Here is a 25,223-nt window from a genome sequence, read left to right as displayed (position 1 = left end):
ATCGGCTTCGCTCTTGAACATCCTGCCGCTCCGCCACGTATCCCCCGGCAAGCCATGCGCGCCTTCTCCACTCTTGCCTGCCTGCTCTTCTCCTTCGGTTCGGTCCTCGCTGCCGAACAACAGCATCTCATCGTCTGTGGTGGGGCTGAAGTGTATCGCATCGATCCCACCGCCGCCGCCGGAGCAGGGGAGGGGGCAACCAAAAAGGTTTGGTCTTGGCGCGCCAAAGACTGCGAGGGCCTGCCCGAAAAACTCAAGACGGCCTTCGCAACTACCGACGACTGCAAGCCCATCGATGGCGGCACCCGCCTGCTGGTCTCCGCCTCCTCCGGAGGCTGTGCGCTGCTCGAGATACCTTCTGGCAAGGCTCTCTGGTGGGCGCGGGTCCCGAATGCCCACACTATCGAAAGCCTGCCCGGAGGCCTGATCGCGGTCGCCTCCTCGACTGGCAAGGACGGCAACAAGCTCCTGATCTTCGATTCGAAGACGCCGGAGACTCCGCTCGCCGCGATCGAACTCCCATCCGCCCACGGCTTAGTCTGGGATGACTCCCGCAAGACCCTCTGGGCGATGGGCTACGAGGAGCTGCTCGCCTGTGGCATCGAGCCCAGCGTGCCCGCTAGCCTCGAGGTGAAGGCCCGCTATCCATTGCCGGACAAGGACGGCCACGACCTCCGTCCCGTCCCCGGCGGCGCTGATCTCATCCTCGGCACCGACTCCCACGTCTGGCGCTTCGACCGCGACAAAAAGGAATTCCGCCCCGATCCCGACCTCGGCGACCACAAGCTGGTCAAATGCACCGAACCCGTCACCCCCGGGCGGCTGATGTTCATTCAGGCCAGCGAGAAGCAATGGTGGACTGATGAACTCCACTTCCTCGAGCCGGAATCCAAGCTCCAGCTCAAGGGCGAGATGATCTACAAGGCCCGCCGCATCGAAGTACGGGAGGTGCCGTAGCTCGCCTTGCCACCCCGTCCAGTCACTTCCTCGGTAGCAGATACACCCCGGTATAGCGGCTGTTGCGTAGCGCCTTCTCCTCTTCTTCCTTCATCTCCCTCAGATACTCCTCGTCCTTGACCGACGGATCCAAGAACGAGCCACTCACCCGCGGGTTCACAATCACTACCACGGCCTCGCGCTCGGCTGGATCCGAATCGCTGATCACCAGGCTGCTCTCCTCAAAATCAGGGTACCGCGGGCACCCCGGCAGGGAGCCCGACTCGACCTGCAAGCCCGAGAAGTCCACCGGCGTACGCCTGTCCCCGATGCGGGAACGCTTCAATGCCTGCTCGTAGAAACGCAAGATCGGGCGTTTATCGCCACCTGTTCCGGCGGCGCACCCCGCAAGAGAGAGCGGTAGTATCAGTCCAAGGAACAGACGCCAGGAAGCCACGGCTTCAAACAATCGAAACTTCCGCTTCGCGCTCAAGGCCGAAGTTGATCGGAGTGCGCCCCGATCTCACTTCACCTCATACTTCCCCAGCACTCCTCCCAAACCTTCCACCACGCACTTCGCATTGAACTTCGCGCCCTCTGGATTGGTGTGCGTCCCCTTGTCGGCGAAGAATCCCTCCACCTCCGTCGCGGGCATCGCCGCATACTTCTTACCCACGGCCTCCGCTAGATCCAGATACTCCACGCCCTCGGCCTCCGCGGTGGCCTTCACCCAGCCACGCCACTCTGCCCAATCCGGGACGAACTTGCCCTCGCGGTCGAATTTCTTGTGCGGGACCGGCGAGCACAGCACCACCGTCGTGCCTTTTGCCTTCGCGCTCTTCGCATACTGCCGCAGATACCAGCCGTAGCTATGCACCGTCTCTGTGCTGCCATCGGGCTTCTTCACCTGCTGCGTCTCCTCGCCCAGGCCCTTGATTGAGCCACGGAACTTTCCCGGTGCATCCAGTGCCCCCACATCGTTGTGTCCGAACTGGACCAGCACGATGTCGCCCTTCTTCATCTCCGCCAGCATCTTCTCCCAGCGTCCTTCGTTGTAGAAAGTCCGCGATGAGCGTCCGCCGATCGCGCGGTTCATCACCTGGATTTTCTTCGGATCCATCAAGGCGCCGATCTCGTCGCCCCAGCCGCGCATCTCGCCGCTGTTGTTGCGCACCGTCGAGTCTCCCGCGATCCAAAGCACCGGCAGGCTCTTGCTCGCCGTCGCATCCGCTGGCAGCTCGTTATCCTTCACCACCGGCCGATCATCCTGGGCGAAACATAGCGGCGAGAACATCAGTGCGGCGAAAGCCACACCCACCCGGAGCGAAGATCCACGAGCCATGAACATGCGTCTATACTATCGCAAGCGGGGTCGCAACCCGATGCCCCGTTCGGGTGAGCGACAAGCGGCGATCCTGTGGCATCCTCCCGCCATGCGCCTGCGCCGCCTGCTGCCCCTCTCGATCTGCCTCCTTCCCTCACTCGGTTTCGCGGAGACTGGCAGCGGCCCTTGGCAATTCGACTTCGGCACCAATCCTCCGGCCGCCGGCCACACCCAGGTTACCGCCGCCACCCGCTTCACCGCGGCCCAGCCCTACGGCTTCGAGCTGGCAGGCAAGCCCGATGACTTGGTCGACGCCATCACCAGCAGTGGTGGCTGCCACTTCTCCCTCGAAGTCCCGGAAGGCGACTACGAGATCACCCTCACGCTCGGCGCGAAGGACCGCGCCACCGATACCACCGTGAAAGCCGAGTGCCGCCGCCTGATGCTTGAAGGCATCCAGGTGCCCGCGGGCAAGACCCGCACCGAGAAGTTCACGGTGAACGTCCGCCGTCCTCTTATCTCCGGCAGCGATAGCGTGCGCCTCAAGGACCGCGAGAAGCCCTACCTCCATTGGGACAACAAGCTAACCCTTGAGTTCAATGGCCCGCAGCCTGGCATCGACTCCATGCAGATTCGCGCGGTCACCGTGCCAGTGATCTATGTGATCGGCGACTCCACTGTCACCGATCAACCGAATGAGCCCTGGAACTCCTGGGGCCAGATGCTGACCCGCTTCCTTGATGCCGGGGTCAGCGTCGCGAACTACGCCGAGTCCGGCGAGTCGATCAAGAGCTCCCTCTCTGCCAAGCGCATCGCCAAGGTCGAACGCAATCTCAAGAAGGGCGACTACGTCCTGGTCCAGTTCGGCCACAACGACATGAAGGACAAGGCGCCCGATGCCCTGGAGACCTACCGCAAGAACCTCCTCACCATCGCCGCCGATGTCCGCAAGGCCGGTGCGACCCCGGTGCTCGTCACTTCCATGGAGCGGAAGGGCGGCGTCGAGAAGGACACCCTCGGTGGCTACCCCGATGCTGTGCGCTCCGTTGCCAAGGAACTCAAGGTGCCCCTTATCGACCTCCACGCCATGAGCCGCGTCCTCTATCAGGCCCTTGGCCCGAAGCTCGACCTCGCCTTCCAGGACGGCACCCATCACAACAACTACGGCAGCTACGAACTTGCCCGCTGCGTCGTCGAAGGCCTGCGCAAGGAGTGTCCCGAACTGGCTTCCCACATCCGTCCGGACGCCAAGCCTTTCAATCCTGCCAAGCCGGACAAGCCCGAGGACTTCAAAGTCCCTGCCAGCCCGAACAAAGACGCCGCCAAGCCCGACGGCAACTGACTGGGGCCGCTCGGATCGCGCCGGCTTCTCTAACAGCCCGCATGGCCGACGCCGCACAGGCATCTGCCGCTTGTGCGAGCGGGCTCGCTGCGGTGAAGCACCAGAGGGAAGGTCCCTTACTTCCTCCGCTGCAGGAACAAGTCGATTCCATCCACCAAGGCAATCCACGACGCCTCGATGATGTTCTCCGAAACGCCGACGGTGCCCCAGTTCTCCTTGCCATCGCTGGAAACGATCAGCACCCGCGTCTTCGCCGCGGTGGCATCATGGCCATCGATGATCCGCACCTTGTAGTCCACCAGCGTCACATCCGAGATCTCCGGGTAGAAGGGCCGCAGCGCCGCTCGCAGGGCCTTGTCCAAGGCGTTCACCACCCCATGGCCTTCGGCCACGGTGTATTCTGGCACCTCGCCGACGTACAGCTTCACGGTCGCCTCGCACACCGGGTTGTGGCCGTCGCGATACTGGCGGAAGGACGTGTGATACTCCTTCAGCTCGAAAGGCTTCTCGTAGTTCCCCAACTCGCGCCGGATCAGCAGTTCCAGCGAGCCGCCAGCTGCCTCATAGGAATAGCCTTCGTTCTCACGGTCCTTGACCGTCTGCAGCACCGCTTTCGCTTCGGCGGAGCCCTTTTCCAGCGCCAGCCCCACCTGCTCGGCCTTCATCAAAATGTTCGATTGCCCGCTGAGCTCGGACACGAGGATGTTCTGCTCGTTGCCCACCGCACCCGGCTCGATGTGCTCATAGCTGCGCGCCAGCTTCTGCACCGCATTCACGTGCATCCCGCCCTTGTGGGCGAAGGCCGTGCGGCCGACGAAAGCGGCGCGTGCAAAGTGCGGGTTGTTCGAGACGTCATCCACGAAATACGACAGATCCTGTAGCTTCTCCAGCTCGCCGATCACCTTCAGGCCCATCTTGAGCTGTAGGATCGGGATCACCGAGGTCAGGTTGCAGTTGCCCGTGCGCTCGCCGTAGCCGTTGATCGTTCCTTGGACTTGCACCGCGCCGGCCTGCACTGCGGCCACCGCGTTTGCCACGCCCAGCTCGCAGTCATTGTGGGTGTGGATGCCCACCGGCACCCCGGGGATCGCCTTCTGCACCTCGGCGCAGATCTCCATCACCTCCGCTGGCAGCGTGCCGCCATTGGTGTCACATAGCACGAGGCAGGAGGCACCGCCTTCCGCCGCTGCCTTCAGCGTGTTCAGTGCGTGTTGTGGGGCGTCCTTGTAGCCATCGAAGAAGTGCTCGGCGTCGTAGATCACCTCACGGCCATTCTTCTTCAGATGAGCCACGGTGTCGTAGATCATCGCGATATTCTCCTCCACCGTGGTCCGCAGCACCTCGGTCACGTGCAGCTCCCAGCTTTTGCCGAAGATCGTCACCACCGGTGTCTCCGCTTCCAGCAGCAGGCGCACCTGGGCATCCTCTTCCACCGGCGTGTTCATCCGCCGCGTCGAACCGAAGGCCGCGAGCTTGGCGTGGCCCAGCTTCAGCTTCTTAGCTTCCTGGAAGAACTCCACGTCCTTCGGATTCGAGCCCGGCCAGCCGCCCTCGATGTAATCGATCCCGAAGCCATCCAGCCGCTCGGCGATCCGAAGCTTGTCGAAGACGGAGAGTTGGAAACCCTCGCCCTGCGTGCCATCGCGCAGGGTGGTGTCGTAAAGGTGGACCGGCTTGTCGGAAAGAACGCTCATCTTGAATGGGTGGCGGGGCGCGGAAGCTAGGGCGGGCCGCCCCCGCGGGCAATCCACAATCGGGACAGCAAGGTCGTCCGCACGGACCTTGGTGCAGACCGGGCAATTCTAAAGAAACTGCCGGAGCTGAAGCACTCGGGTTTGGCTTGGTTTTCCAGACCGCTTTCGCCTCTATGGAAAATCACTCCCCCCGGCCGGATATCGGCCTCCTGTCAAACTTCCACTGAATCTAAATCACTTCCCTTTGGGACTGGATCATCTCAACTTTCCCAAATTCGGACAATAACGGATTTCTCTGAAGACATGTCATGGGTGGGGTGAAGTTATCAATATGTTCAAATGCACCTCAGGAACATCGCTCTACGATAAAAAAATACGGGTGTGGGGCTGTGCCCCACACCCGTGTATGACAAATCTATTCTCAGGCGCGAATCCCGGTGACTTCCAAGAACTTGTCCAAGGGCATCGCCACTTGGATCTGGGGAGAAGTCTGCGTCACATGAATTCCAGAGGCATTTCCCGGGATCGTCCCAAACTGCAAGTCCAGCTTTTTAATCGCTTCGGGGATCTGGGTCTGGATTTCGCCGGTTAGCATGTCTTGGGTGATCTTCACCGAGAATCCTTTGCCGTGCAGCACCTTGTAGAAGACACTCTCGTCCAGCTTGCCGGCTGCCGGGGCGCTTGCCTTGGGGGCAGAGCTCTTGGCGACCTTCGGCGACTTACTGCCCTTTTCGTCGGACTCGCCGCTCGCGGGACAGGTTCCATAGGAGGAAAGATACTTGCCGGACACCCAGATCGGAGAGGCCCCTGCACGGCGATAGCGCGGCGTGTCGCTCAATGTCCATTTGCACTTCGACTTCTCGAGGTCGGAATAAACAGCGGCTTCAGTCGCTTCGAGGCCGTTCTTTTTCCGGAGTTCAAGAACTTCGGCCATGGTTTCGGATGGGATCTTGTCCATATTTTTGGCGGGCTCAAGGTGCTGTGGTTTTCACTCGCCGCAAGAATTATATTTTCCAATTTCCATTAATTATTTTTGGCGGGATTGTTAAATTTTCCCGGAAAGATAATGTGCATTGTGCAATTGTCCTTTTGCTGTTCATCTGCTCAAGACAAGTCAGAGACCTTCATTGTCTTATTCTTGTGGCGACCTTGTGAAATCTCCCCGGGGACAATGGCAACCCCCGCATTCAAAAAAACAGCAATCAGAGGGCCGCTCCGTCGCCTTCCGTCACGATCACCCGCAGGTCGTCCGTGGATGCCCCGGCGTTGAAGATGATGCTGACCGTTTTGCGGTCTTCCGAAAGAGTCACCCGGTCGGCGCGGCTTTCGGGTTGGTCGAGATCGATGCCCCGGTATTCGATCTCACCATCGGCGGGGCTCCACGGGCCGGTGGCAAAGGTAGGATCACTGGCCTCGAGCACCGCCCCGCTGGCGCAAATCGCCAGGACCGGGCGATCGAAGGTGACTTCGCCCTCGAAGCGGCGGAAGCCGTCGGTGGGGCGGCCCACAGGATTGTAGCGGATCAGGAAACTTCTCAGCCTGAGCCCCGGCTGGGCGGGCAAGGTCTGGCGCCGGGGCATGTGCTCCAGCGAGATATCCCCCGGGGCTGCCAGTTCCACCTCCAGCGGCTTTTTGAAAGGCACACTGCGCCTTTCTGGAATCACCAGCACCGAGCTGTCGTCCTCCAGCAGCGCGAGTTGCTCCGCTGTGCCCGGCGGTGCCGGCTTTACGGAGCCGCTGGACGACAGGATGCCGGACGCCAGCGGCCAAGTCCGCGAGAATGTATTCGTCTGGAAGGCCACGGGATGGAGTCCGCTGCCAGCAGTGCGCAGCGCCTCGCCCTTGGCTACGCGGCGCGTGACGCTGCCCTGGCTGACGTCGATCAAGCCATCAAGTACGACAAAGTCCGTATGTCCATCCGCGCTGGTCGAGACGCCGAAGGAAGTTCCCAGATCCGTGACCTTGGCATTCGCCGTGAGCACTTGGAAGCCGTGGGCGGTCTCGGGGCACCATGCGTTCAGCTTGCCACTCGCCAGCCGCATGACCGCAGCGGAGACCACCTCGAACTTGGCGGGACCTTCGATCGCGACGACGGCGCCATTATTGAAGTCGAGCCGGTAGAGTCCCTCCTTGGCGTCCTGCTTGAAGCCTTGGTGGACCTCTTGGGTCGAGATGATGCGGCCTTGGTTGTCGATGGCCACGAGCCGGGCCAGAACCGGGCTTTTTTGGCCCGGTTTTGCGATCAAAAGGCCCGCTACGGCCGATACAAGCACCAGCGCCGCTACCGCCAGAGGCCGGCGGTGGTTCTTCCGGCGTGCTGGTACTTGGGCGATGACTTTCGCCACAAATGCGTCCTCCTTCTCGTTGCCCAACTGGAAGACATGTTCGGTCACTACCCGCACGAATCGTTCGTCGTCAGCAGCGCCGGGTAGGTGCTCCAGTGCCGCACTCAGCCGGAGCTGCTGGATCGCTTCCTTCCTCAGAACTGGATCCGCCTTGAGCATCGCGATCAATTCCGCCCGCGCAGCATCGTCCATCCCACCTTCAAGCATCTGCTCGAATAGCTGCTCAAACGGCTCTGGACCTGATTCTTGCATCAGGGGGCTTCGTGGATGGCTTTGCGCTGCAAGCATTCCGCCAGCAGATTGCGGGAGCGGAAGAGGATTTGCCGGACCGCAGTGGTGCTGAGTTTCAGTTCGCTGCCGATCTCGCTGGAATTCTGATCCTGGAAGTAGCGCGCATGCACTACTTGGCGGGAGCGCTCGGGTAGCTTGGCGAGACAATCGCGTAGAGCTTGGTGGTGGATCCCGCGATCCGCGGCGCCGCCGGGTGGAGTGTCCTCGCCACTTTCTGCAGCGAGTAGGAGAGTCGTCATGTTCTCATCGAGCAGGCGCTGGCGGCGGCTGTTCTTGCTGAGTTCATTCATCACGAGATTGCGCGCGATCGCACAGAGCCAGAGACCGGCGTTGCCGGTCTCGTCGAGTTCGTCCCACTTCCGGTAGGCGAGCAGGAAGGCCTCTTGGGCAATGTCATCGACCCACGCCTGCTGCACTCCGAGCGAGCGGATGAAGTAGCGCAGGCTCGCATGGTGCTCGCGCACCACAGCGGCGAATTCGTTGATCTCGGGCATGGCTGGTGGGTTCCCGTAGGGATTTCGCGGTCCGGCAGGAACGTTACGGAAAATCCCGGGAAAAATCCACGGTCGCAGTACAAGGAAGCGGCGTTGCCCCCGCAGGCAACACCGCCAGTATCCTTCTCGGTCACTCAAAGCGCTCCCATCTTTCCTTTCTGGAAATCGTGGAAGGCCTCAAGGATCTCCTGCTGGCTGTTCATTACGAAGGGGCCTTGGCCGACGATCGGTTCGTTCAGGGGCTGGCCGCCCAAGAGCAGGACGTGGGAGTCTTCCGTAGCTTGGAAGACAAGGTCCTTGCCCTCGCGTTCGAAGACCGCCAGCGCACCTTCCTTGGCAGCAGTGTCACCGTCGATCAGCAGCGAGCCGCGCAACACCAGCAGCGCGGTGGTGTGTCCCTCAGGCACCAGCAGCTGCGCGAACTTGCCGACCTTGAGTTGCAGGTCCCAGGCGTTGATGGGCGTGAAGGTCTGTGCCGGACCCTTGTGGCCACCGAACTCACCGGCGACCACGCGCAGGGTGCCTGCACCATCGGGCAGATCGACCACCGGGATGTCCTGCTTGAGCAGGGTCTGGTAGCGCGGGGCCGCGCTCTTGTCGCGGGCCGGGAGATTCACCCAGAGCTGGGCCATCTCGAAGACGCCACCGCGGCGGGCGAAGTCCTCGGAGTGGAACTCCTCATGAAGCAGGCCGCTGGCGGCGGTCATCCACTGCACGTCACCGGGGCCAATCTTGCCACCGCCGCCACTGGAGTCGCGGTGCTCGACCTCACCCTGGAAGCTGAAGGTGACGGTCTCGAAGCCGCGGTGCGGGTGCGCTCCCACGCCGCGACGCCGGGTGGTCGGCGCGAATTCATGCGGCGCGGCATAGTCGAGCAAAAGGAAGGGATCGAGCTCGCGGCCGAGATTGTCGTAGGAGAAGACCGAGCGGACGGGGAAACCATCGCCCACCCAATGCATTCCGGAGCTCTGGTGAATGAACTTCAATTTCTTCATGACGGTGATCGTCGCAGAGAAAGCCGCGGGTGAAAAATACCCCTTTGATCCGCTCAGCATGCCTATGGAGCATGGCCCAGGTGGCAAAAGACAGAAGGGAGCAGACGCATGATGGCGGCTGCTCCCCTGGGCGGATCATTCGTCTGTTAGGCTCATGCCTTTTTCTGCTGGTCCATAATGGTCTCGGGGCCGTCCTTCCCGACCTTTTGGGCTTTGTTGTAGCTTTCCATCAGCGCGCGGTAAGGAGGCACCACGTGCTCGACCATGACATCGGCGAAGTCGAAGGCGTCGGGGCGGTTCCAAGTGGCCATCAGTTCCGCGAGCACCGCGTAGGTATCGATCGGATGGGCGCCCGCTTGGGTGATGCGCGCGATGGTCAGGTCGGTGGCCATCTGTGACCAATTGCCGGAAGCATCCACGATGCAGAAGACCTTGTAGCCCACTGCCAGTGCGCTGAGCGTGGGAAAGGCCATGCAGACGCTGGTCAGGGTGCCGGCGATGAGCAGGGTCTTGCGGCCGGTCTTCTCGATGGCCTCGACCCATGCCGGATTGTCCCAAGCGTTGATCTGGCCGGTGCGGGGGATATAGACCGCATCCGGATTCGCTTCATGGATATCCGGGATCAGTGGGCCATTCGGGCCGTCCGGCACCGAGGCGGTGGTGAAGGTGGGAACCTTGGCGAGGCGCGCGACTTTCGCGAGGGCAGTGGCGTGGGCGCGCAGCACCGGCTGGTCGATATCGCGGACGAGCTGGAAGAGGCCGCTCTGGTGGTCGATCAGCAGCATCACGGCGTCGTCCGGATCAATCATGGTGGAAGGGATCGTTTTCATGGTCGTGGTTCTAGTGGTTGGATTGGTGCTTCCATCCTCGGATGGAGGTTTTGCACCATAGCGAGCCGGAGACCTCGCCGGAAATACTTCGTGGTTCCCCTCACCATGCCTGGCGGGTATGGATGCTTCCCCATGGAGTTGCGTCACCTGAGGTATTTCGTCGCCGTTGCGGAGGAGGAGAACGTGACCCGCGCGGCGGCCCGGCTGCATGTGGCGCAGCCATCGCTGAGCCGCCAGATCCGCGACCTGGAGGATGAGCTGGGTGTGCCGCTGTTCGAGCATGCGGCTCGCACCGTGCGGCTCACCGATGCGGGGCGGCACTTCTTGAAGGAAGCGCGCGAAGCGATGGCGAAGGTCGAGGATGCAATCCGTTCAGTCCGCGAGTTCGCGCATGGCAACCGCGGCGAGATCCATGTGGGCTTTGCTCCTTCGCTGACGACGCGGATCCTCCCTGCAGCTTTGCGGACTTTCCAGGAGCGTTGCCCGGCTGTGCATGCGCGCCTGCATGATCTTTCCACGGAGGGCATGCTGGCAGGCTTGCGCGATGGAGTGCTGGGCGCGGCGCTGCTGGTGAAGCCTTCAGCCGCGGCGCTGGAGGGGATGGCGTATGAGGAAATCTTCCGCTTCCGTCCGCGCGTGGCCCTGCCGATGGGGCACCGGCTTGCAGCATTGGAGGAAGTACCTTTGGCAGAGTTGGCAGAGGAATCGCTCTTGGCCTATTCGCGTGCGGACTACCCCGAGTATCACACGTGGTTGGAGCTGGTTTTCAAGGGCACCCGACAGCCACGGATCGCGGCGGAGTATGACGGCTCCACCAGCTTGATCGCCGCGATCGAATCCGGATGTGGTGTGGCGATGGTGCAGGACGGCTTCGAGACGCTGGCGGGAGCGCGCTTGGTGCTGCGGCCGGTGGATGACGATGCGGCTGCGTTTTCCTTCGGGGTCGCGTGGCGGAAGGATGATGGCGCAGCGACAACGCGGGAGTTTGTGGCAGCGGTGACGGGAGGTCGTCGGGAACCATGAATGAACCCGAATCAACACGAATAAGGATTCAGCTTCGCTGGCTTTGATCTGTCAGGGTTTTTGGACCTGAGTCTCTTTGGCAAATTCGCCAACCTCGATCATCTCGTTGCTTTCCAAGGTCACGTCTTCGCATTGGGCGGTCCAGATGACGGAATTACTGGCGATGCCGTAGCTCGCGCCGGTGGCAGGCGGGCTGTCGTGCTGGGCACGGACGAAGCGGTTGCCCTTCACGTTGGCACCGCGGACGGAGGACATGACGAGGTTCGGGCCGGAGCAGTCTTCGAAGGTATTGTCCTCGATCACAAGGTTCTGGAAGATGCCGGGGCCGCGGAGCTTTTGGGCATCGCCGCTGGCGGTGATGGAGAGGGCTCCGGCGGAGGCGGACCATGGCGCGGGGCAGAACCAGCCGGCGCGCAGGATCTTGTTGCGGCGGATGATCAAGCCATCAATGCCCGCGGCACCTTTGGCCGGAAGCTCGGGGCAGACGGTGAGGGCGTGCGGGGTATCGAGGATATTGTCCTCAATGCGCCCGGAAGCCTTGATGAGGAGTCGGCCGGAGCTGTGCAGGCGGTTCTTGATGAACACGAAGCCATTGCCCATGCGGTCGGGCGAGAAGACGGAATCGCCGACTTCGAAAGGGACCTCACCTTCGATGCCGAGTTCGAGGCACTTGTTGCCGACCTTCCATTCGGACCAGCCGGGCGCGTCTTTGAGCTTGGCGAGAATCTCGGGAGCAAGCTGGGCGGCGTCACGCGTAAGTTCGCGGTGCGCGGTGATGGTGGCGAGCGGGCCACCGAGTCGCGATGTCAGGTGATCGCCCTTTTCCACGCCGATGGTGTATTCATCACGGCAGGCAACGATGAGGGGACTCTTCTTGAGCACCATGAAGTCGCAGGACTGCACGCTCCACGAGTCGTCGCCGGCTTCGGTGATCTCGCAGCCTTCGAGCCATGGTCCGTAGCGCACGGTCTTGGTTTGCATGGCATCCCATGAAGTACTGAGCAGCCGTTCTTCGGTCGCCCCGGCGGGACGAGGCCCTGGTACGACACGGCAGCCGATGTAGCGGGTCTTGCCCTCGCCATCCGCTTCCAGAATGCCCATGCCGGGGGCGCTGTGGACGGTCACGGCATTGAGCTCGATGTCTGAGCAACGGTCCATGCCGACCGCATGGGGAATGCCGCCATCACCGGGGCCGGTGTTGAGGGAGGCAAGGTCACCGACAGATGCTGCCTTGCCGATGTCCTTGAGCGTGACCCGCACGGTGTCCTCGCCCTTCATCTCCGCGCGCGTGCCCCAGAGAAAGGGCATGCCTTTCTTCCGATAACGCGTGGCTGGATCGACCACATCGATCCGCGAGTAAGCTTGGCGGGGATAGCCGGCGTGCAGCTTCACCTCGATCCAGCTTTTGTCTTCAGCCACGGCGGCGACGGTGCCTTGGGTAAAGGGGAGGGGATCGTAATCGATAGTCAGGCCGTGGATCTTCAGATTGCGGCAAGCGTGGAGACCTAGGGCGCGGGTGAGCTTGGTGGCGAGCAGGGTGACACCCTCGGCTTCGATCTCCACATCGTGAAGATCCACCAATGACCATACTGTCTTGTCCCCGCCGACAGGGGCGAGGCGATAGGTGCCGGGAGGAATCACGATCCTGGTCTCACCCCGCTTCAAGGCAGCTGCGACCTGCGGCCGGAAGTCTGCGGCTTCGTCGCCAAGTGCGAGGGAGGAGAGAGCGAGCGCAAGGCTGAGAAGGAATGGCTTCACGGAAAGTGATGTCGGGATGCGGGTGGACTAGCACGGCGATCGTGCCGCCGCCGGAAGAATCTCGCAAGCGGGCGCAAGTGTTACGGGAACCCCAGCGAAAACTGGACAAGCTGGATGAGATGGAACGGGGCGCGTTGTGCAACGGGGTGGCTAGCCAGAAGACGACTTTTGCATGTTCCAAGCGCCGGGACCGCTGCGATTCCGGGGTTCCCGCATGGCACAGGTGCTGCGGGCTTGTTAGGCCATGCATGGATTGATGGAGCGGCTGCGGGGGCGCCGGGTGAAGGGACTTTGCTTGGTCCTGCTGGTGATCCTTACGGGTGCAGCGCTGGTCTCGGTCTTTGGCAATGTTTGGGTGAGCGGTTTCGCGCAGAAAAAGATTGATGAGGCGCTATCGGCCCGGGGCTTGTTACTGCAGCGAACTTCCACTTCGTGGGATCTCGTGCGGGGCCTGCGGATGACGGGCGTGAAGCTCGGCTACAGTGGACAAGCGCCCATGGTAGAAGTGGATGCGGCGGAGGTGCAGTTTTCCTTGTGGGCGAGGCTCACCGGCAGAGGCGAGGAAGGCAACCAGTTCAAAACCCGTCATTCGGCCTTGGTGCTTCGGGATGAGCGCGGCGAGATCCACCTGGAGGATGTGTCGCTGGAGGCGGAAAGCCATCGCGACCGGTGGAGCTTCTCGCACGTCAAGGCACGGCATGAAGGGCTGCTGGTCGAGGTGAGCGGCGAAGTGCTGATCCAGCCGGGAGATGGCAAGAAAACGGAGGCGCCGCCCGCGCCATGGCAGTGGCAGCCGAACTTCAAGGCCGTTCGCGGGACCTTGGCTGCCTTGAAGATGGAGAGCGAAGGCAAGCCCTTCCGGGTGGCTGGCACGTTCCAGGCGGATACCCGGCAGAGGGAACCCAGGTGGACTGCAGATCTGGAAGGCGCGAGCGATGCGGTGGTCTGGCACGGAGTTCCGCTTGAGCGGGCGAGCGCTCGCGCAAAGTTGAGCCAGGGATCATCGAAGATTGCGGCAAATCTTGTGCTGCCACGTGGGACTGCGGACTTCACGGTGGAGCGCGAGGGCTGGGCCGCCGCTCCGTTCCATTTCTCCGGCACGCTGGCCGATGCCCCGAGGCGCAGTGATCGCTTCGCGGGCAACTATCAGCCGGGAGAGCGCCAGTGGACGATCGAGCGGGTGGAGGGCGATGCAGACCTTTGGGCTCTGGCGCGGGATATTCCGGAGCTGGCCAAGCGGATGCCAGAGGAAAAGACTCTCGCTTGGGAGACCTTCCCGAAGATCACCGTGCGCGAGGCCGTGTGGAAGCCGGAAGGAGCGTGGAAGGCCAATAGTTTGGCCTTTGAGAAGGGTAAGGTCCGAGTGCAGACGAAGGAGAGCGGTGAGCTGGTGGTGAATGAAGTGAAGGGGCAGGTTTCGTCTGATGGCAAGATGTGGCGGATCCGCGAGGCGAGCGGGGGACTGCTGGGGGGGCAGGTCTTGGTGCGGGGCAAGCTGCAGGATCAACGGCTGAGCGAGGCGGTGGTAAGCGGGGACGACCTCAAGCTCGCCGAGGTGAAGGAAGCGGCAGGCAAGGATAGCGGCGGCAGCAAGGGAGTCCTGTCCTTCCGCTTCAATGGCATGTTAGATTTCGCGGAGCGGACTGCGCGGGGCAAGGGGACGATGCGTGTGGAGAACGCGCCTCTGTTCTCGGTGCCCCTGCTGGATGAGACCTATCAGCTGTTCCTTTCAATAATACCCGGTGTGGAGCGGCCGAGGACCGGAAAGTTCGAGGCGGTGTTCGTGGCGGAACCAGGAGTGGTGGAAGTGCCGCGGTTCGAAGCGACGGGCGGAAGCCTGAACGTGAGCGCAAAGGGCAAGGTGGACTTGAAGAAGGAGCGGGTGGACGGCGTGGCGCGTGGAAAGCTCACGGGACTGCCCGGTTTAGTGACGAAGCCGCTTGGGCGCTTGCTGGAGATGGAAGTAGGCGGGCCTTACGATGATATCCGCGTCAAGCCCTTGGGGCCGGCGAAGCTGGTCTCGAACACAGTCTCCGGGACGGTTGGGACCCCGGTGGAGACCATTGAGGAAGCGGGGAAGATCGCCGGCGGGGTGCTGGTCGAGGGGATCAAGTTGCCGTTCCGCTTGTTCGGGAGGAAGGGAGATAGTGCGGAGTGACCGGCGGATGTTTGGGGTGATTAACCGCGGGGACTTCAACGGTTTTCTAAACTCTCGGATGATATCCGCATCGCTCGCGGCGCGCTGAGGCCAGCGCGCTCTGCCGGAAACAGCCCTGCCGTGGCTTGCCCTGGCGTTGAACGAGCGCCATTAGGGCTACACCGAGCCGTCCTTATTGGGCTCCAGAGCGCGGCGATATGCTTTCTGCCGGCACCTCGCGCCTTCCGATTAGCCTCACCACTCCCAGTGCTCCTGCTGGAGCTTCGCGGCGCGGGTGGCCGCTTCCTTGGAACCGGGGCTGCCGAGCATGGCGTGTTTCTTGGCAACGCCGATGGCACCTTTCCAGTCCTGCTGAGTCTCTAACAAGTTGCGGGCACGCACGCCGCACTTGTCCACCCACTGCCAATCGGAGGGCGGCGATTTGGCGGCAGCCTGCAGCACTGAGTAATAAACCTCCAGGGCCTTGCGGCTGTTCTCCGGGCTGGCGGGGAGATGCTCGATGGTGAGGCCGCGGCGATATTCGATCTCGAAGCGTCTTTCGCTGGTCTTCGGGAGGCTGGCGAGGAGTTCCTCGTAGAGGTCGATGGTGCGCTGCAGCTTGGCGACATCGCTGCCAGCCTTGGCGGTAAGAGCGTCACCTAACAGGAGGCCGGCGGTGACGCGCACCGGCTCATCCTTTTTCATGCTTTGGAACCATGGCAGCAACCCGGCCTCCACCTCATCGAGTCGCTTGAGGGTGGTTAATACACGGGCCTTTTCGAGTCGGGCGGCTACGGAGAAATCATTCTTGGCCGCGATCACCTCGTCGAACAGCGTGAGGCTTTCTTCCTGGGACTTGCTAGTGCCACCGAGCGCCGCAGCGCGGGCGGCCCGGAACTGCGCCCAGGGTGCCTGCGGATCGGTCGGGTGTTTCTTGGCCAGTTCGGCGTAGGTGAGGAGCGCCTGATTGTAGTCCTTGTTATCCCAGCAGGCATTGCCGAGTTCGAAGCTTACCGCAGTCGCCCCGGGTGCATCGGGGTGATCCTTGAGAAAGGTCTCGGCGATGGCGACGGCATCATTCAGGCGCTTCTCGCGGCAGGCGATGCCGATCTTGGCAAGGGCGAGGTCTGCGGGTGGCAGCCCGGCGAGCTTGTCCGCAGGAATGTCCTCCAACAGGGCCTTGGCGAAGCGAAGGTCCGGCGGATTGGCATTCAGCGCGGCATGGGCAGCGGCGAGACGGGCTTCCGGCAGGCGCGGGTGTTCCGGGTGAGCGATGATGAAGGCATCGAGCGCTTCCAGGGCGCCGGGATCTTTCTGGGCAGTGAGGAAGAGCGCGCGCTCGAGCGCGAGGTCATCGGAGATGCGCGGGTCCTTGCCACGGTCGGCTACCAGCTTGTCGAAGTTGCGGAGATTCCCTGCGGCGAGCAGGGTGACCGCGGAGTTTACGGTATTGGCGCGCAGGGCATCGCCCTCCAGCAGCTTGGCAGCCTTGTCCAATTCTTCATTCGCGAGGGCGTAGTCCTTGCTGGCGAAGGCCGAGGATGCGACCGCCAATGCTGCACCGGCGCGCATCGGCGGAAGGGCGCCACTGCTTTCCAACGCGGTCAAGGCGGCCATCGCCTGATCACGACGATTGTCCTCGATGTCCCAGCGAATCGTCTCCAGCAAGGCACGGTTGGCCAGCGGATGCTCGGGATATTCGGTGCGCACGCGCAGCATCAGCCGGCGGGCGCTGGCCTTGGCATCAGGGGTATCTTCCAGCCGCCGCAGGCCGAGCGCGAGATGGAAGAGTGCCTGGGTGCCGAGCTCGTTCGCCTTCGAGGGCCCGAGCGTCCAGATCTCTGCGGCCGAATTGGTGGAATCGGCAAGGGGCGTGCCGGAGCCGCCCCCGATGTAGTTGGGTGCCACGGCACGTGGCGCGATGGGGCACCATTCGCGCAAGCGGATCAGGATGATGTCATCCACCTGCGGCGACTTGGGCAGGCACTCGAGCAGGATGGTGAAGATCTCGCCGAACCTCGGGGCATCGCGCTCCCCCTGGATGAAGGCCAGGAGGCCATCCGTGGCGGCGCCGGGATTGCCCGCGGCGAGCTGGGCCCGGGCGAGGCCAGCGGCGGCATCCGGGCGGTAGAAGCGGAAGGCCGGATCATCGGTCTTTTCCAAGACCGCGGTGAACAGGGAGATCGCAGCGGCGTTTTCCCCGCGGCCGAGCTCGGCCCGGGCACGCAGGACTTCGGAGCGGGCCTTGTCCTGGGACGACATGTTCGGGTCGTTGAACAGCGGCAGCTTGCTGAGCGCCACATCGGGCTTGCCTTGGGAGAGCTGGATCTCGGCCTGCTCCATCTTCGCCCGCAGGACGGTGGCGGGATCTTCCGATTTTTCGAGGATCTCCAGCGCTTGTCCCGCGCCGGAGGGGTCGCCCAGTGCCTGCTGGAGGGCGGCACGGGTGAAGAGCGCCTCACTGCGATGCGGTGCGCCGGGAGCGGTGGCCTTTTCATCCAGGAACTCGAGCGCGGGGCCGAACTGGCCGGCCGCGGCGTGTGCCTGGGCCCTCCAGAAGGGCAGCTCGGGATCGCCATCCAAGGCAGGGCTGCTGAGAATGGCGAGCGCGGCCTCGCTCTGGTCGGCACGGATGCGAGTCTCCGCGAGACGCAGGAGCAGGGTACGGCGGCCAGCAGCATCGAGATCCGGGGTGCGCAGCGCCGTTTCGAAGCGAGTGGCAGCGAAGTCCCAGAGATTGGAGGCCATCGCATCGAGGCCGTCCTTGTAGGCGGGGATGCTGTCAGGGTCTGGCGCGGCGGTGGCGCTTGCTGCCAGCGCGACTAGGAGCGGCAGGAGTTTCGCGTTCACCGGGCGACGGGCGGGCATGCGGGAGGGTAGAGGCCGAATCGCCAATCATCAATCTTCCAATCCGATCCGGCAGATCAAGCCTCAGAGCTCTCCTGCAGAAGCCAAGGACGGCGAGCTGCCGGAGGCGAGGATGCGCTTCAGCTCGGCGGGGCCGACGCCGAGCTCGGAGGCGGCTTCCTTAACGTCGCCGTCGTGGCGTTCGAGGGCGGAATTTGCCAGCTCGCGGGTGAGCCAAAGGATGGCATTCTCACCGGCGGGCACGGAATCTAGAATCCGCGAAAGCGATTGGCGGAGGGCACCTTTCTCCGAGCCCGGGGCGGCGGCCAGCGGTATATCGCTGGGCAGCAGTACGGTGGAGGAGGCCAACGCGCAGGCGCGGGCGATGGTATTTTCCAGCTCGCGGACATTGCCCGGCCAGCGGTGCACTTGCAGGGCGGCGATGGCCTCTGCAGAGAGGCGGATGCGGGCCATGCCGTTCTTGCGGGTGATGCGCTGCAGGAAAAACTCCGCGAGCAGCGGGATGTCCTCCGCGCGCTCGCGCAGGGGGCAGACGGATCTCCACCACATTCAAGCGGTAGTAGAGGTCCTCGCGGAAGCGGCCGGCGGCGACTTCGTTGGAAAGGACCTTGTTGGTGGCGGTGACGATCCGCACGTCCCCGCTGAGGGTCTCATTTGAGCCGACGCGGGAGAAGGTGCCATCCTGCAGCACGCGCAGCAGCTTGACCTGCACGGAGAGGGGCATGTCACCGATCTCATCGAGGAAGAGCGTGCCGCCATCTGCCTGCTCGAAGCGGCCGGCGCGGCGAGCGATAGCCCCGGTGAAGGAGCCCTTCTCGTGGCCGAAGAGTTCGCTTTCCAGAAGATTCTCCGGGATTGCGCCGCAGTTGATGGCGATCAGTTCCTGTTGGCGGCGTGGCGAATACTCGTGGATTGCCTTGGCGACGAGTTCCTTGCCGGTGCCGCTCTCGCCGGTGACGAGAACAGGTGCGTCCGAACGCGCGACACGACCGACGATCTTGAAAACATCCTGCAAGGCGCGCGAAATGCCGATGATCTTCACTCGGCCATCCAGCGTGGGCATTTCGGCCGCCGGCTGGTGGGCGGTCTTGCGGTCGTCCGCGGTCTGGAGCGCGCTTTCCACCACCGGGCGCAGCTCGAAGGGCAGGGCCTCCTTGCCCAGCACGTCGTGGGCCCCGCGTTGGGTGGCCTCGATCACTTGGCCGGTACTGGGGAAACCTGCGGTCAGGATCACCAGAGTGCCGGGCGAAGTCTGACGGATGCGGGAGAGCAGCTCCAAGCCATCAAAGGGCTGGAGCTGGATGTCAGCGACCACCACGTCGACGGCGGTCTTCTCGACCACCTTGACGGCGTTATCGGCATTATCGCAGCGAAGGATCCGGAGACCATTCGCCGTCAAATGTTTCGTCGCCCACTCCAGGAAGTCGTGGTCTTGATCGACGATAAGGATCGTTTGCTCCGGCGGGGCGTCGGCCATGGGTTTGCTTGCGGCAAGGCCAATCATGGGTGCCGCGGGCGGCAAGCGCAAGCAGCGGGTATGTCAGGGTATTTGCGCATGCCATGAAGGGGCTTCATGGATTCACGCCTGTAAAAGCAGAAAAATGCGGGGAAAAACCGTCTTAGGGCTCTAAGCCGTTTTCCCGGGCGAAGCGCGCGGCGGCTTCGGGGTCCTTCGCCTGCCATGAGCTATGGATGGCTTTGAGGACTTCCTCCCGCTGGGGGCTGGCAGGCAGGGCCAAGGCACGGCGGGCGGCCTCCTCGGGGAGAGTGGATCGCGGATGCGGTCGGCGTGCTCGAGGACGAGTTCGTTGTGGACCGGGCCGTCCGGATACTGGTCAAGCCATTGACCGACGGCGTGGTAGTCCGCGATCGACCAAGAACGGAGGTATTTGCGGAGCGGATGTTGCTTGTCCATCTCGCCGCCGATCTTGGCAAACCAGCCGGCCCATCGTTCCGGAGAATCGAGGTCCGAGAAGGTCGAGAGGTTGCGCGCGGTCACGAGCTTTTCTTCGGCGGTCAATTCATCGTCTAACAGGGGGGTGACCTCATCGAAGGTCCAGAGCTTGAGCCGTCTGGGCAGCTCATTGAGGTAGGCCGCGCGGATCTGCTCCAGCACCAGATTGCCGGGAGACTTTTCCGCGACCCGGCGCAGCGCGGCGAGGTAGCTGGCGTGCTCGCGTTCATCGGCCAGGGATTCAAGGGTCTCGGCGGCCAGCTTGTTGATCTCCATCGCATCTGGAACTTCGGGCAGCAGGTTGAGCGCGAGGTGGAGTCCTCGATCGGGGTCGGCCCGGAACAGGGCTTCAAGTGCCTGTCGCCGGAGATCCGGATCATTGGTGGCCGGGTTGCCTGCTCGCAGTTGCTGCTCGAACCATGCGGCGGCTGCCGCTGGATCGATGGCCGACCATTGCCGGAGGGAATAGTATAGCTTCGATCCCTCCACCCCAGGCAGGTCAGCGAGGATCGCGAAGGCCTTTTCAGGCTGCTCCTCTGCAATCGCGTAGGCGAAGTGGAGCTCGAAGTCTTGCTGCTGCTCCGGTGGAAGCTCGGGGTGCGCCTTCAGTGCTGCCATCAAGCGGATCAGAGTGGGGACGTCCATCGGGAGAAGGGCCATGGAAAGCCGCTCCCGCTGCTCGGGGCTAACACCCTCGGAGCGAAGGATGGCGAAGAAGGCGGCTTCAGCTTCTGGAAACAAGCTCTCGCTTTGCTCGGGACTCAGGAGCGCCGAGGTTCCTGTCGTGGGGGCGGCCGCCGCCGGCGGGTTGGCGAGCGACTTTTCCAAGGAGCGGGTTTGCTCTTTCAGCCCGGTGAGTGTCCGCTGCTGATAGATGGCGATGCCGGTGACCAGGGCGATGGCCGCAAGCGGAAGGATGAGCTGCTTGCTTCTCACGGAGCCGAAGGGGTGTTGGCTTTGGAGTTGAGGAAATCGACCGCCCTTTGCCGGAGCCCGGGATCCTTGATCCGGCTCGTGAGTTCGAGAGCCTCGGGGATATGCTTGGATAGATCGTTCCTGGTGAGTGCTGAGAAGGTCAGATTGTCCGACAGGAGGGAGCCCGCACGCACTTGGGCCAGAATCCTCGTGGCCTTTTGAAGGGCGGCTTGTTCTGTGGCCGCTTCGGCTTCGCGCAGGATTTCCTGCCCGCGTCCGGGTAAGAGTCCCTCCACGCATTCGAGGAGGTCGGGATCGAGGGGGGTGAGGTCCTCGCCATATTGCCAGCGATTCATGTGTGCCGCATCGAAATGCTGTTGGGCGACTGCGCGGGCGAGAGCCGCGGTTTCCTCCTGTGTCGCACCGGCACCCGCCAGCACCTGCCGCAGGTTCCTGGAATCGGCGCCCCTGGCAAGCTTGGCGACCATCTCCTCCTGTTTGGATGGAGGAACGGTCTCACGCATGATCTGCAGGAAGGGAGGCAACCAATCGTGCCGAAGATCACCTCTCATTTCAGCGTCCCACACCGCATTCATGGTCAGGCTGAGGAGTTCCAATCGCTCGGTTTCGGGAAGTCCTGTCAGGTAGGATGCCGCGTCGGGCCTTGAAGATTTGATCAAGCCGTAGATGAGATTGCTTTCCAGGCCCTTGCTCTGGGTGAGCGGGGATTCCCCGTCGCCTGTCGGCGGGGAACTCACATTGAGTTTAGGCAGATCCTTGTTTTTGCGGAACCAGGCCATGGCGGCCTTGGGATCCTTTTCCACCCATGCGGACAGGGTGGTGTCCACACCTGCGCCGGAGATAAAGCTTCCCACCGAAGCACCTTCCGGAAAGCCCTCGACTGCCGCGGTAAGGCCACGCTCGGGGTCGGTCTTGGAAATTGTGTCGACCAGGGAACGGAGCAAATCGATTTTCTTGTCAAAGCCCAGCGGTGCGGCACCTGCCTTGCGGATCAAGTCGGCCAGCGTGTCGGTGTCCAGGCCCGCGAGCTTTGCCTCGAAACGGCGCCGGGTTTCGCCGCCGGCCCGCGAGGCATCGGCCTTCTCCTTCGCCAGCACCATGATGTCGATGCTGTTTGAGGTGGTGTGGTTCGATGCGTTCGCGGGGGCGCGACGGGCGGTGATAGTGTCTGCTTTGGCGGAGCTTGCCAGCGAGTCGTGCAGCGATTGGATCCGGTCCCGCTCCTTGGCAATGGCCAGCTGTTGGAGGACCAGTGGCGTGACGAGGAGCAACAAGGCAAGAGGGATGACCACTTTGGGTTTCGAGGCGATCATGGCGCTGATGGAGAAAGCAAGAGGGCTGCTGGAGCCGGCGAGGGCAAAGCTGCTGGCCGAGTGAATGAGGGCTTCCGGAACCGCCTTCGCGGTCTGGGTGGCGAGGCCGGCGCCAAGTGCGGTGACGGAGAGGGCGATGCCCTTGGTGCGCAGGATGCGGGAGAGCTTTTCGAGGGCGCGCTGCGATTGCTTCCGCACCGCGGCGGAGTTCTTGCCGAGATGCTCCGCGATTTGCGCGAAGGGGTGGTCTTCGAAGTAGTGGAGGAGGAGGACGCGGCGGTCGGACTCGGGGAGCTTGTCGAGGGCTAGATCGAGGTGCGGCAGGACCTCGTGCCATGTTGGATCGATCTCGCTGGCGGCAGTGGCAGCGGTGGCCTCTTCCTGGCTCTGCTGCTTGCGACGCTGGTAGGAGGATTCCGCACGCATGGCTTTGGAGGCTTCGTAGAGGGTGGCGCGGTGCAGCCAGCCGGGGAGGCGCTCGGGTTCCTTGGCCAAGCCTCCGGCTTTGCGAGCGAGGGCGAGCAAGACGTTCTGGCTGATGTCTTCGGAGAGCGCGCGATTGCCGGTGCGGCGCAGGGCGGTGTGGAAGACGAGGCCGAGGTGACGTTGTGTGAGCCGACGGAAGGCCTCCTCGTCGCGGGTCGTTGCGAACGATTGGAGAAGCTGGCCGTCACTGTCCTGATCCTGCATGGGGCTGTGTTCAGAGTTGAACACCGGGCTAGCGGGAGGAGGGGACAATTATTTGCGGAGAGTTCATCCGGGCATCGCCTCTTCATCCCCATCATACCTTTCCCGCCAGCCATGGAGGAGGCACTCCAAACCATATGCCATTGCCAGCGCCCCGAGCATCCCGGTGCCAGTCATACCGGCGATCATCGGCGCCGATTGCTTGATCCGCTCCCAAGCCGTCGGAGGTGGGGGCGGCGCGCCAAGGAAAACCCGCGTCAATCCGGGGACCCTCGGCATGGGGGTCGTTGAATGCCCCAGCTGGGCGTCCCGAGCCGCTTGCTCACAGATTCTCCACATCCGCTCCTGGGTTCGCGTCAGTGCCGCATTTAGGATCGCTTCGGTTTGCGCAGATCTTCTTCCTGTTACGGTTAGCTCCGAGGTGATGGTGCCCCTTACGGAGTTGAACTCCAGCATGGACCGCAGTTTCCGGATATCCGCTAGTCCGGTGTCGCGGCTGACGGCCTCCAGAACTTCATCCGATTTCACATGCTCACGGATTTCATCCTCGATTCTGTTTGGAAAGAAATAGTGAGGGGAGGGCGGGCTGGGGTATCCCGGAGGAAAAACCCGGCTGGGTACGAGAATCGCCCGCGCGCGCAAAGCCCTTTCATGCTTCCGCCACTCGATCGCCGCCCCGATCAGGAATCCGGCGAGCGGGAGACCCCAGAACAGATACCGCCACCGGAACAGGATGAAGCCAAGACTCCACTGGCGGTACAAGGGAGAACTCATCGCAGCATCCTGCGTGGATGCAGAAGGTGGCTTCAAGCGCCGACTTGCCCTGCCTTGCGCGGGAAGCGGCTAGCTACAGCCCACCGAAGCGGCGGTGCCGCCGCGCATACTCCTGCGCGGCCTCGAAGAGGTCGGCCTGGCGGAAGTCGGGCCAGAATTTCTTGAAGATCACGATCTCCGCGTAGCTGATCTGCCAGAGGAGGAAGTTCGAGATGCGGAGTTCGCCGGAGGTGCGGACCAGCAGGTCGGGATCCGGAATGTCCGCAGTGTAGAGGCGGGAGGCAAAGGTCGCGCAGTCGATCTTGGCGGGATCAAGCTTGCCGGCGGCGGCGTCGGCAGCCAGCGAGCGCGCTGCTTCGACGATCTCCTCGCGCGAGCCGTAGGAGAGGGCCAGGACCAGGGTGAGCGAGGTGTTGCCGGAGGTGCGCTCGATTGCCTTGTCCAATTTACGGCGGGTCTTCTCCGGAAGGCGGTCGAGGTGACCGATGGCGGTGAGACGAACATTCTGCTTCATCATCTCCTCGGCCTTCTCGTCCAGAAAGCGCTCGAGCAAGACCATGAGGGCGGTGACCTCGGCAGCCGGGCGGTTCCAGTTCTCGGAAGAGAAGGCGTAGAGCGTGAGGTATTTCACGCCGAGTTCCTTGCAGGCTTCGACGCATTCGCGCACGGATTCGGCACCGGCGCGGTGGCCCTCACGGCGGGGCAGGCCGCGCTCCTTGGCCCAGCGGCCATTGCCATCCATGATGATGGCAATGTGACGAGGGACATCGGAGGACGGGGACATGACCGGCGTGGACTTCGGTGAGAGAAAGGGAATCATGTTGAGGCCCGATGGAACTTGGGGGGGATGAAACTCCAATGAGGGCCCGTTGAAAACGGAGAAGGATTCCGCGAAATTTCCGTGACGGAGGCGGGTGCCTCCGTTCCGGGAAAATGCGCGGTCTCGTTCTCCGCTGTCATGGCCATGAGATCAAACGACGAGAGTTTGAGCGCGATCCGGGCCGACTCCGACGAATTTCACCGGCGTGCCGCAGAGTTCGCTCAGGCGCTGGAGGTAGGCCTTCGCATTCGCGGGGAGCTGGGCGTATTCGGTGCAGGCAGTGGTGTCCTGCTGCCAGCCGGGGAGCTCTTCGTAGACCGCCGTGGCGCGGTCCCAAGCGTGGCGGTCGGCGGGCGGCAACTCGTGGATCGTGCCGTCGATGTCGTAACCGGTGCAAATACGAAGACTCTCGTAGTTGTCGAGCCCGTCGACGTTGGTCACGGCCAGGCCGGTGGCGCCATTGACCATGCAGCCGTGGCGGAGCAGCACGGCATCCAGCCAGCCGCAGCCGCGCGGGCGGCCGGTGGTGGCACCGAACTCGCGGCCAAGATCGTGCAGATACTGCGACAATCCTTCATCCGCGCTGGGGAAGGGGCCTGAGCCAACACGGGTAGTGTAGGCCTTGCAGACGCCGATGACTTCCTGGATGGCTGTCGGCGGCAGGCCGGTGCCGGTGCAGGAGCCGCCGGAGGTGGTATTCGA

At 63.0% G+C, this 25,223-nt stretch carries 21 protein-coding genes; 4 read left to right on the top strand and 17 right to left on the bottom strand.

The window, feature by feature from the left end:
* The first annotated feature begins 54 nt into the window (after positions 1-54).
* Positions 55-957: a DUF6528 family protein gene (locus tag BV071_RS32780; protein ID WP_052573131.1), complete on the top strand. Its 903-nt coding sequence runs from the start codon at positions 55-57 to the stop codon at positions 955-957.
* Positions 958-979: 22 nt separating this feature from the next.
* Here BV071_RS32780 and BV071_RS10270 read toward each other — a convergent pair whose 3' ends face one another.
* Together BV071_RS10270 and BV071_RS10265 are read right to left on the bottom strand one after the other, a co-directional pair.
* The gene (locus BV071_RS10270; RefSeq protein ID WP_265594303.1) at positions 980-1,303 is read right to left on the bottom strand and encodes a hypothetical protein; all 324 of its coding nucleotides are present in this window, start codon (positions 1,301-1,303) and stop codon (positions 980-982) included.
* 156 nt (positions 1,304-1,459) lie between these two features.
* Positions 1,460-2,278, bottom strand: coding sequence for a rhamnogalacturonan acetylesterase (locus BV071_RS10265; RefSeq protein ID WP_265594302.1), 819 nt, complete (start codon positions 2,276-2,278; stop codon positions 1,460-1,462).
* Here BV071_RS10265 and BV071_RS10260 point away from each other — a divergent pair.
* Positions 2,277-3,602 carry a rhamnogalacturonan acetylesterase gene (locus BV071_RS10260; RefSeq protein WP_265594301.1) on the top strand — a complete coding sequence of 442 codons (1,326 nt, stop codon included), beginning with the start codon at positions 2,277-2,279 and terminating at the stop codon, positions 3,600-3,602. The genes BV071_RS10265 and BV071_RS10260 overlap by 2 nt on opposite strands.
* A 116-nt stretch (positions 3,603-3,718) precedes the next feature.
* On the opposite strand, the gene cimA is transcribed toward BV071_RS10260, so the two are convergent.
* The 6 genes from cimA to BV071_RS10230 form a co-directional block, all read right to left on the bottom strand.
* Positions 3,719-5,296, bottom strand: coding sequence for a citramalate synthase (gene cimA, locus BV071_RS10255; protein WP_035606049.1), 1,578 nt, complete (start codon positions 5,294-5,296; stop codon positions 3,719-3,721).
* Positions 5,297-5,717: 421 nt separating this feature from the next.
* A complete protein-coding gene (locus tag BV071_RS10250) occupies positions 5,718-6,230 on the bottom strand; it encodes a hypothetical protein (RefSeq protein ID WP_265594300.1) in 513 nt (170 codons plus the stop codon).
* 268 nt (positions 6,231-6,498) lie between these two features.
* Entirely contained in the window at positions 6,499-7,833 is a 1,335-nt protein-coding gene (locus tag BV071_RS10245; protein ID WP_265594299.1) for a hypothetical protein, read from the bottom strand.
* Between the two features lie 59 nt (positions 7,834-7,892).
* Entirely contained in the window at positions 7,893-8,426 is a 534-nt protein-coding gene (locus BV071_RS10240; protein ID WP_035606040.1) for a sigma-70 family RNA polymerase sigma factor, read from the bottom strand.
* Positions 8,427-8,560: 134 nt separating this feature from the next.
* On the bottom strand, positions 8,561-9,421 hold the full coding sequence (locus BV071_RS10235; protein WP_035606037.1) for a pirin family protein: 861 nt from the start codon (positions 9,419-9,421) through the stop codon (positions 8,561-8,563).
* A 152-nt stretch (positions 9,422-9,573) separates the two neighbouring features.
* Positions 9,574-10,251, bottom strand: a complete 678-nt coding sequence (locus BV071_RS10230; protein ID WP_035606033.1) for an isochorismatase family protein — start codon at positions 10,249-10,251, stop codon at positions 9,574-9,576.
* Between the two features lie 132 nt (positions 10,252-10,383).
* Between BV071_RS10230 and BV071_RS10225 the strand changes: the two genes are divergently transcribed.
* Positions 10,384-11,274 (top strand): LysR substrate-binding domain-containing protein, encoded by an 891-nt coding sequence (locus tag BV071_RS10225; RefSeq protein ID WP_052573129.1) that lies wholly within the window; start codon positions 10,384-10,386, stop codon positions 11,272-11,274.
* Positions 11,275-11,325: 51 nt separating this feature from the next.
* Here BV071_RS10225 and BV071_RS10220 read toward each other — a convergent pair whose 3' ends face one another.
* Entirely contained in the window at positions 11,326-13,032 is a 1,707-nt protein-coding gene (locus tag BV071_RS10220) for a right-handed parallel beta-helix repeat-containing protein (RefSeq protein WP_035606030.1), read from the bottom strand.
* Between the two features lie 256 nt (positions 13,033-13,288).
* Between BV071_RS10220 and BV071_RS10215 the strand changes: the two genes are divergently transcribed.
* Positions 13,289-15,190, top strand: a complete 1,902-nt coding sequence (locus BV071_RS10215; protein WP_035606027.1) for a hypothetical protein — start codon at positions 13,289-13,291, stop codon at positions 15,188-15,190.
* 234 nt (positions 15,191-15,424) lie between these two features.
* Here BV071_RS10215 and BV071_RS10210 read toward each other — a convergent pair whose 3' ends face one another.
* The 8 genes from BV071_RS10210 to BV071_RS10180 form a co-directional block, all read right to left on the bottom strand.
* Positions 15,425-18,037, bottom strand: a complete 2,613-nt coding sequence (locus tag BV071_RS10210) for a tetratricopeptide repeat protein (protein WP_035606025.1) — start codon at positions 18,035-18,037, stop codon at positions 15,425-15,427.
* A 63-nt stretch (positions 18,038-18,100) separates the two neighbouring features.
* Positions 18,101-18,280 carry a helix-turn-helix domain-containing protein gene (locus tag BV071_RS35275; protein ID WP_265594353.1) on the bottom strand — a complete coding sequence of 60 codons (180 nt, stop codon included), beginning with the start codon at positions 18,278-18,280 and terminating at the stop codon, positions 18,101-18,103.
* Positions 18,267-19,514 carry a sigma-54 dependent transcriptional regulator gene (locus tag BV071_RS36065; RefSeq protein WP_305038371.1) on the bottom strand — a complete coding sequence of 416 codons (1,248 nt, stop codon included), beginning with the start codon at positions 19,512-19,514 and terminating at the stop codon, positions 18,267-18,269. Before BV071_RS36065 ends, BV071_RS35275 begins: the two co-directional genes overlap by 14 nt.
* Positions 19,515-19,664: 150 nt before the next feature.
* Positions 19,665-20,927: a hypothetical protein gene (locus BV071_RS10200; RefSeq protein ID WP_035606022.1), complete on the bottom strand. Its 1,263-nt coding sequence runs from the start codon at positions 20,925-20,927 to the stop codon at positions 19,665-19,667.
* Positions 20,924-22,930: a sigma-70 family RNA polymerase sigma factor gene (locus BV071_RS10195; RefSeq protein WP_035606019.1), complete on the bottom strand. Its 2,007-nt coding sequence runs from the start codon at positions 22,928-22,930 to the stop codon at positions 20,924-20,926. The genes BV071_RS10200 and BV071_RS10195 overlap by 4 nt, the downstream gene beginning before the upstream one ends.
* Before the next feature lie 63 nt (positions 22,931-22,993).
* On the bottom strand, positions 22,994-23,689 hold the full coding sequence (locus BV071_RS10190; RefSeq protein WP_265594298.1) for a hypothetical protein: 696 nt from the start codon (positions 23,687-23,689) through the stop codon (positions 22,994-22,996).
* An 85-nt stretch (positions 23,690-23,774) separates the two neighbouring features.
* Positions 23,775-24,521, bottom strand: a complete 747-nt coding sequence (locus BV071_RS10185; RefSeq protein ID WP_265594297.1) for an isoprenyl transferase — start codon at positions 24,519-24,521, stop codon at positions 23,775-23,777.
* A 150-nt stretch (positions 24,522-24,671) separates the two neighbouring features.
* Positions 24,672-25,223, bottom strand: a 552-nt coding sequence (locus BV071_RS10180) for an adenylosuccinate synthetase (RefSeq protein WP_035606012.1), incomplete at its 5' end; no start/stop codon positions are given.

The sequence above is a fragment of the Haloferula sp. BvORR071 genome (genome assembly GCF_000739615.1).
In the GTDB taxonomy this organism is placed as follows: Bacteria; Verrucomicrobiota; Verrucomicrobiia; order Verrucomicrobiales; family Akkermansiaceae; genus Haloferula.
This window is presented reverse-complemented; position numbering and strand designations above follow the sequence as displayed.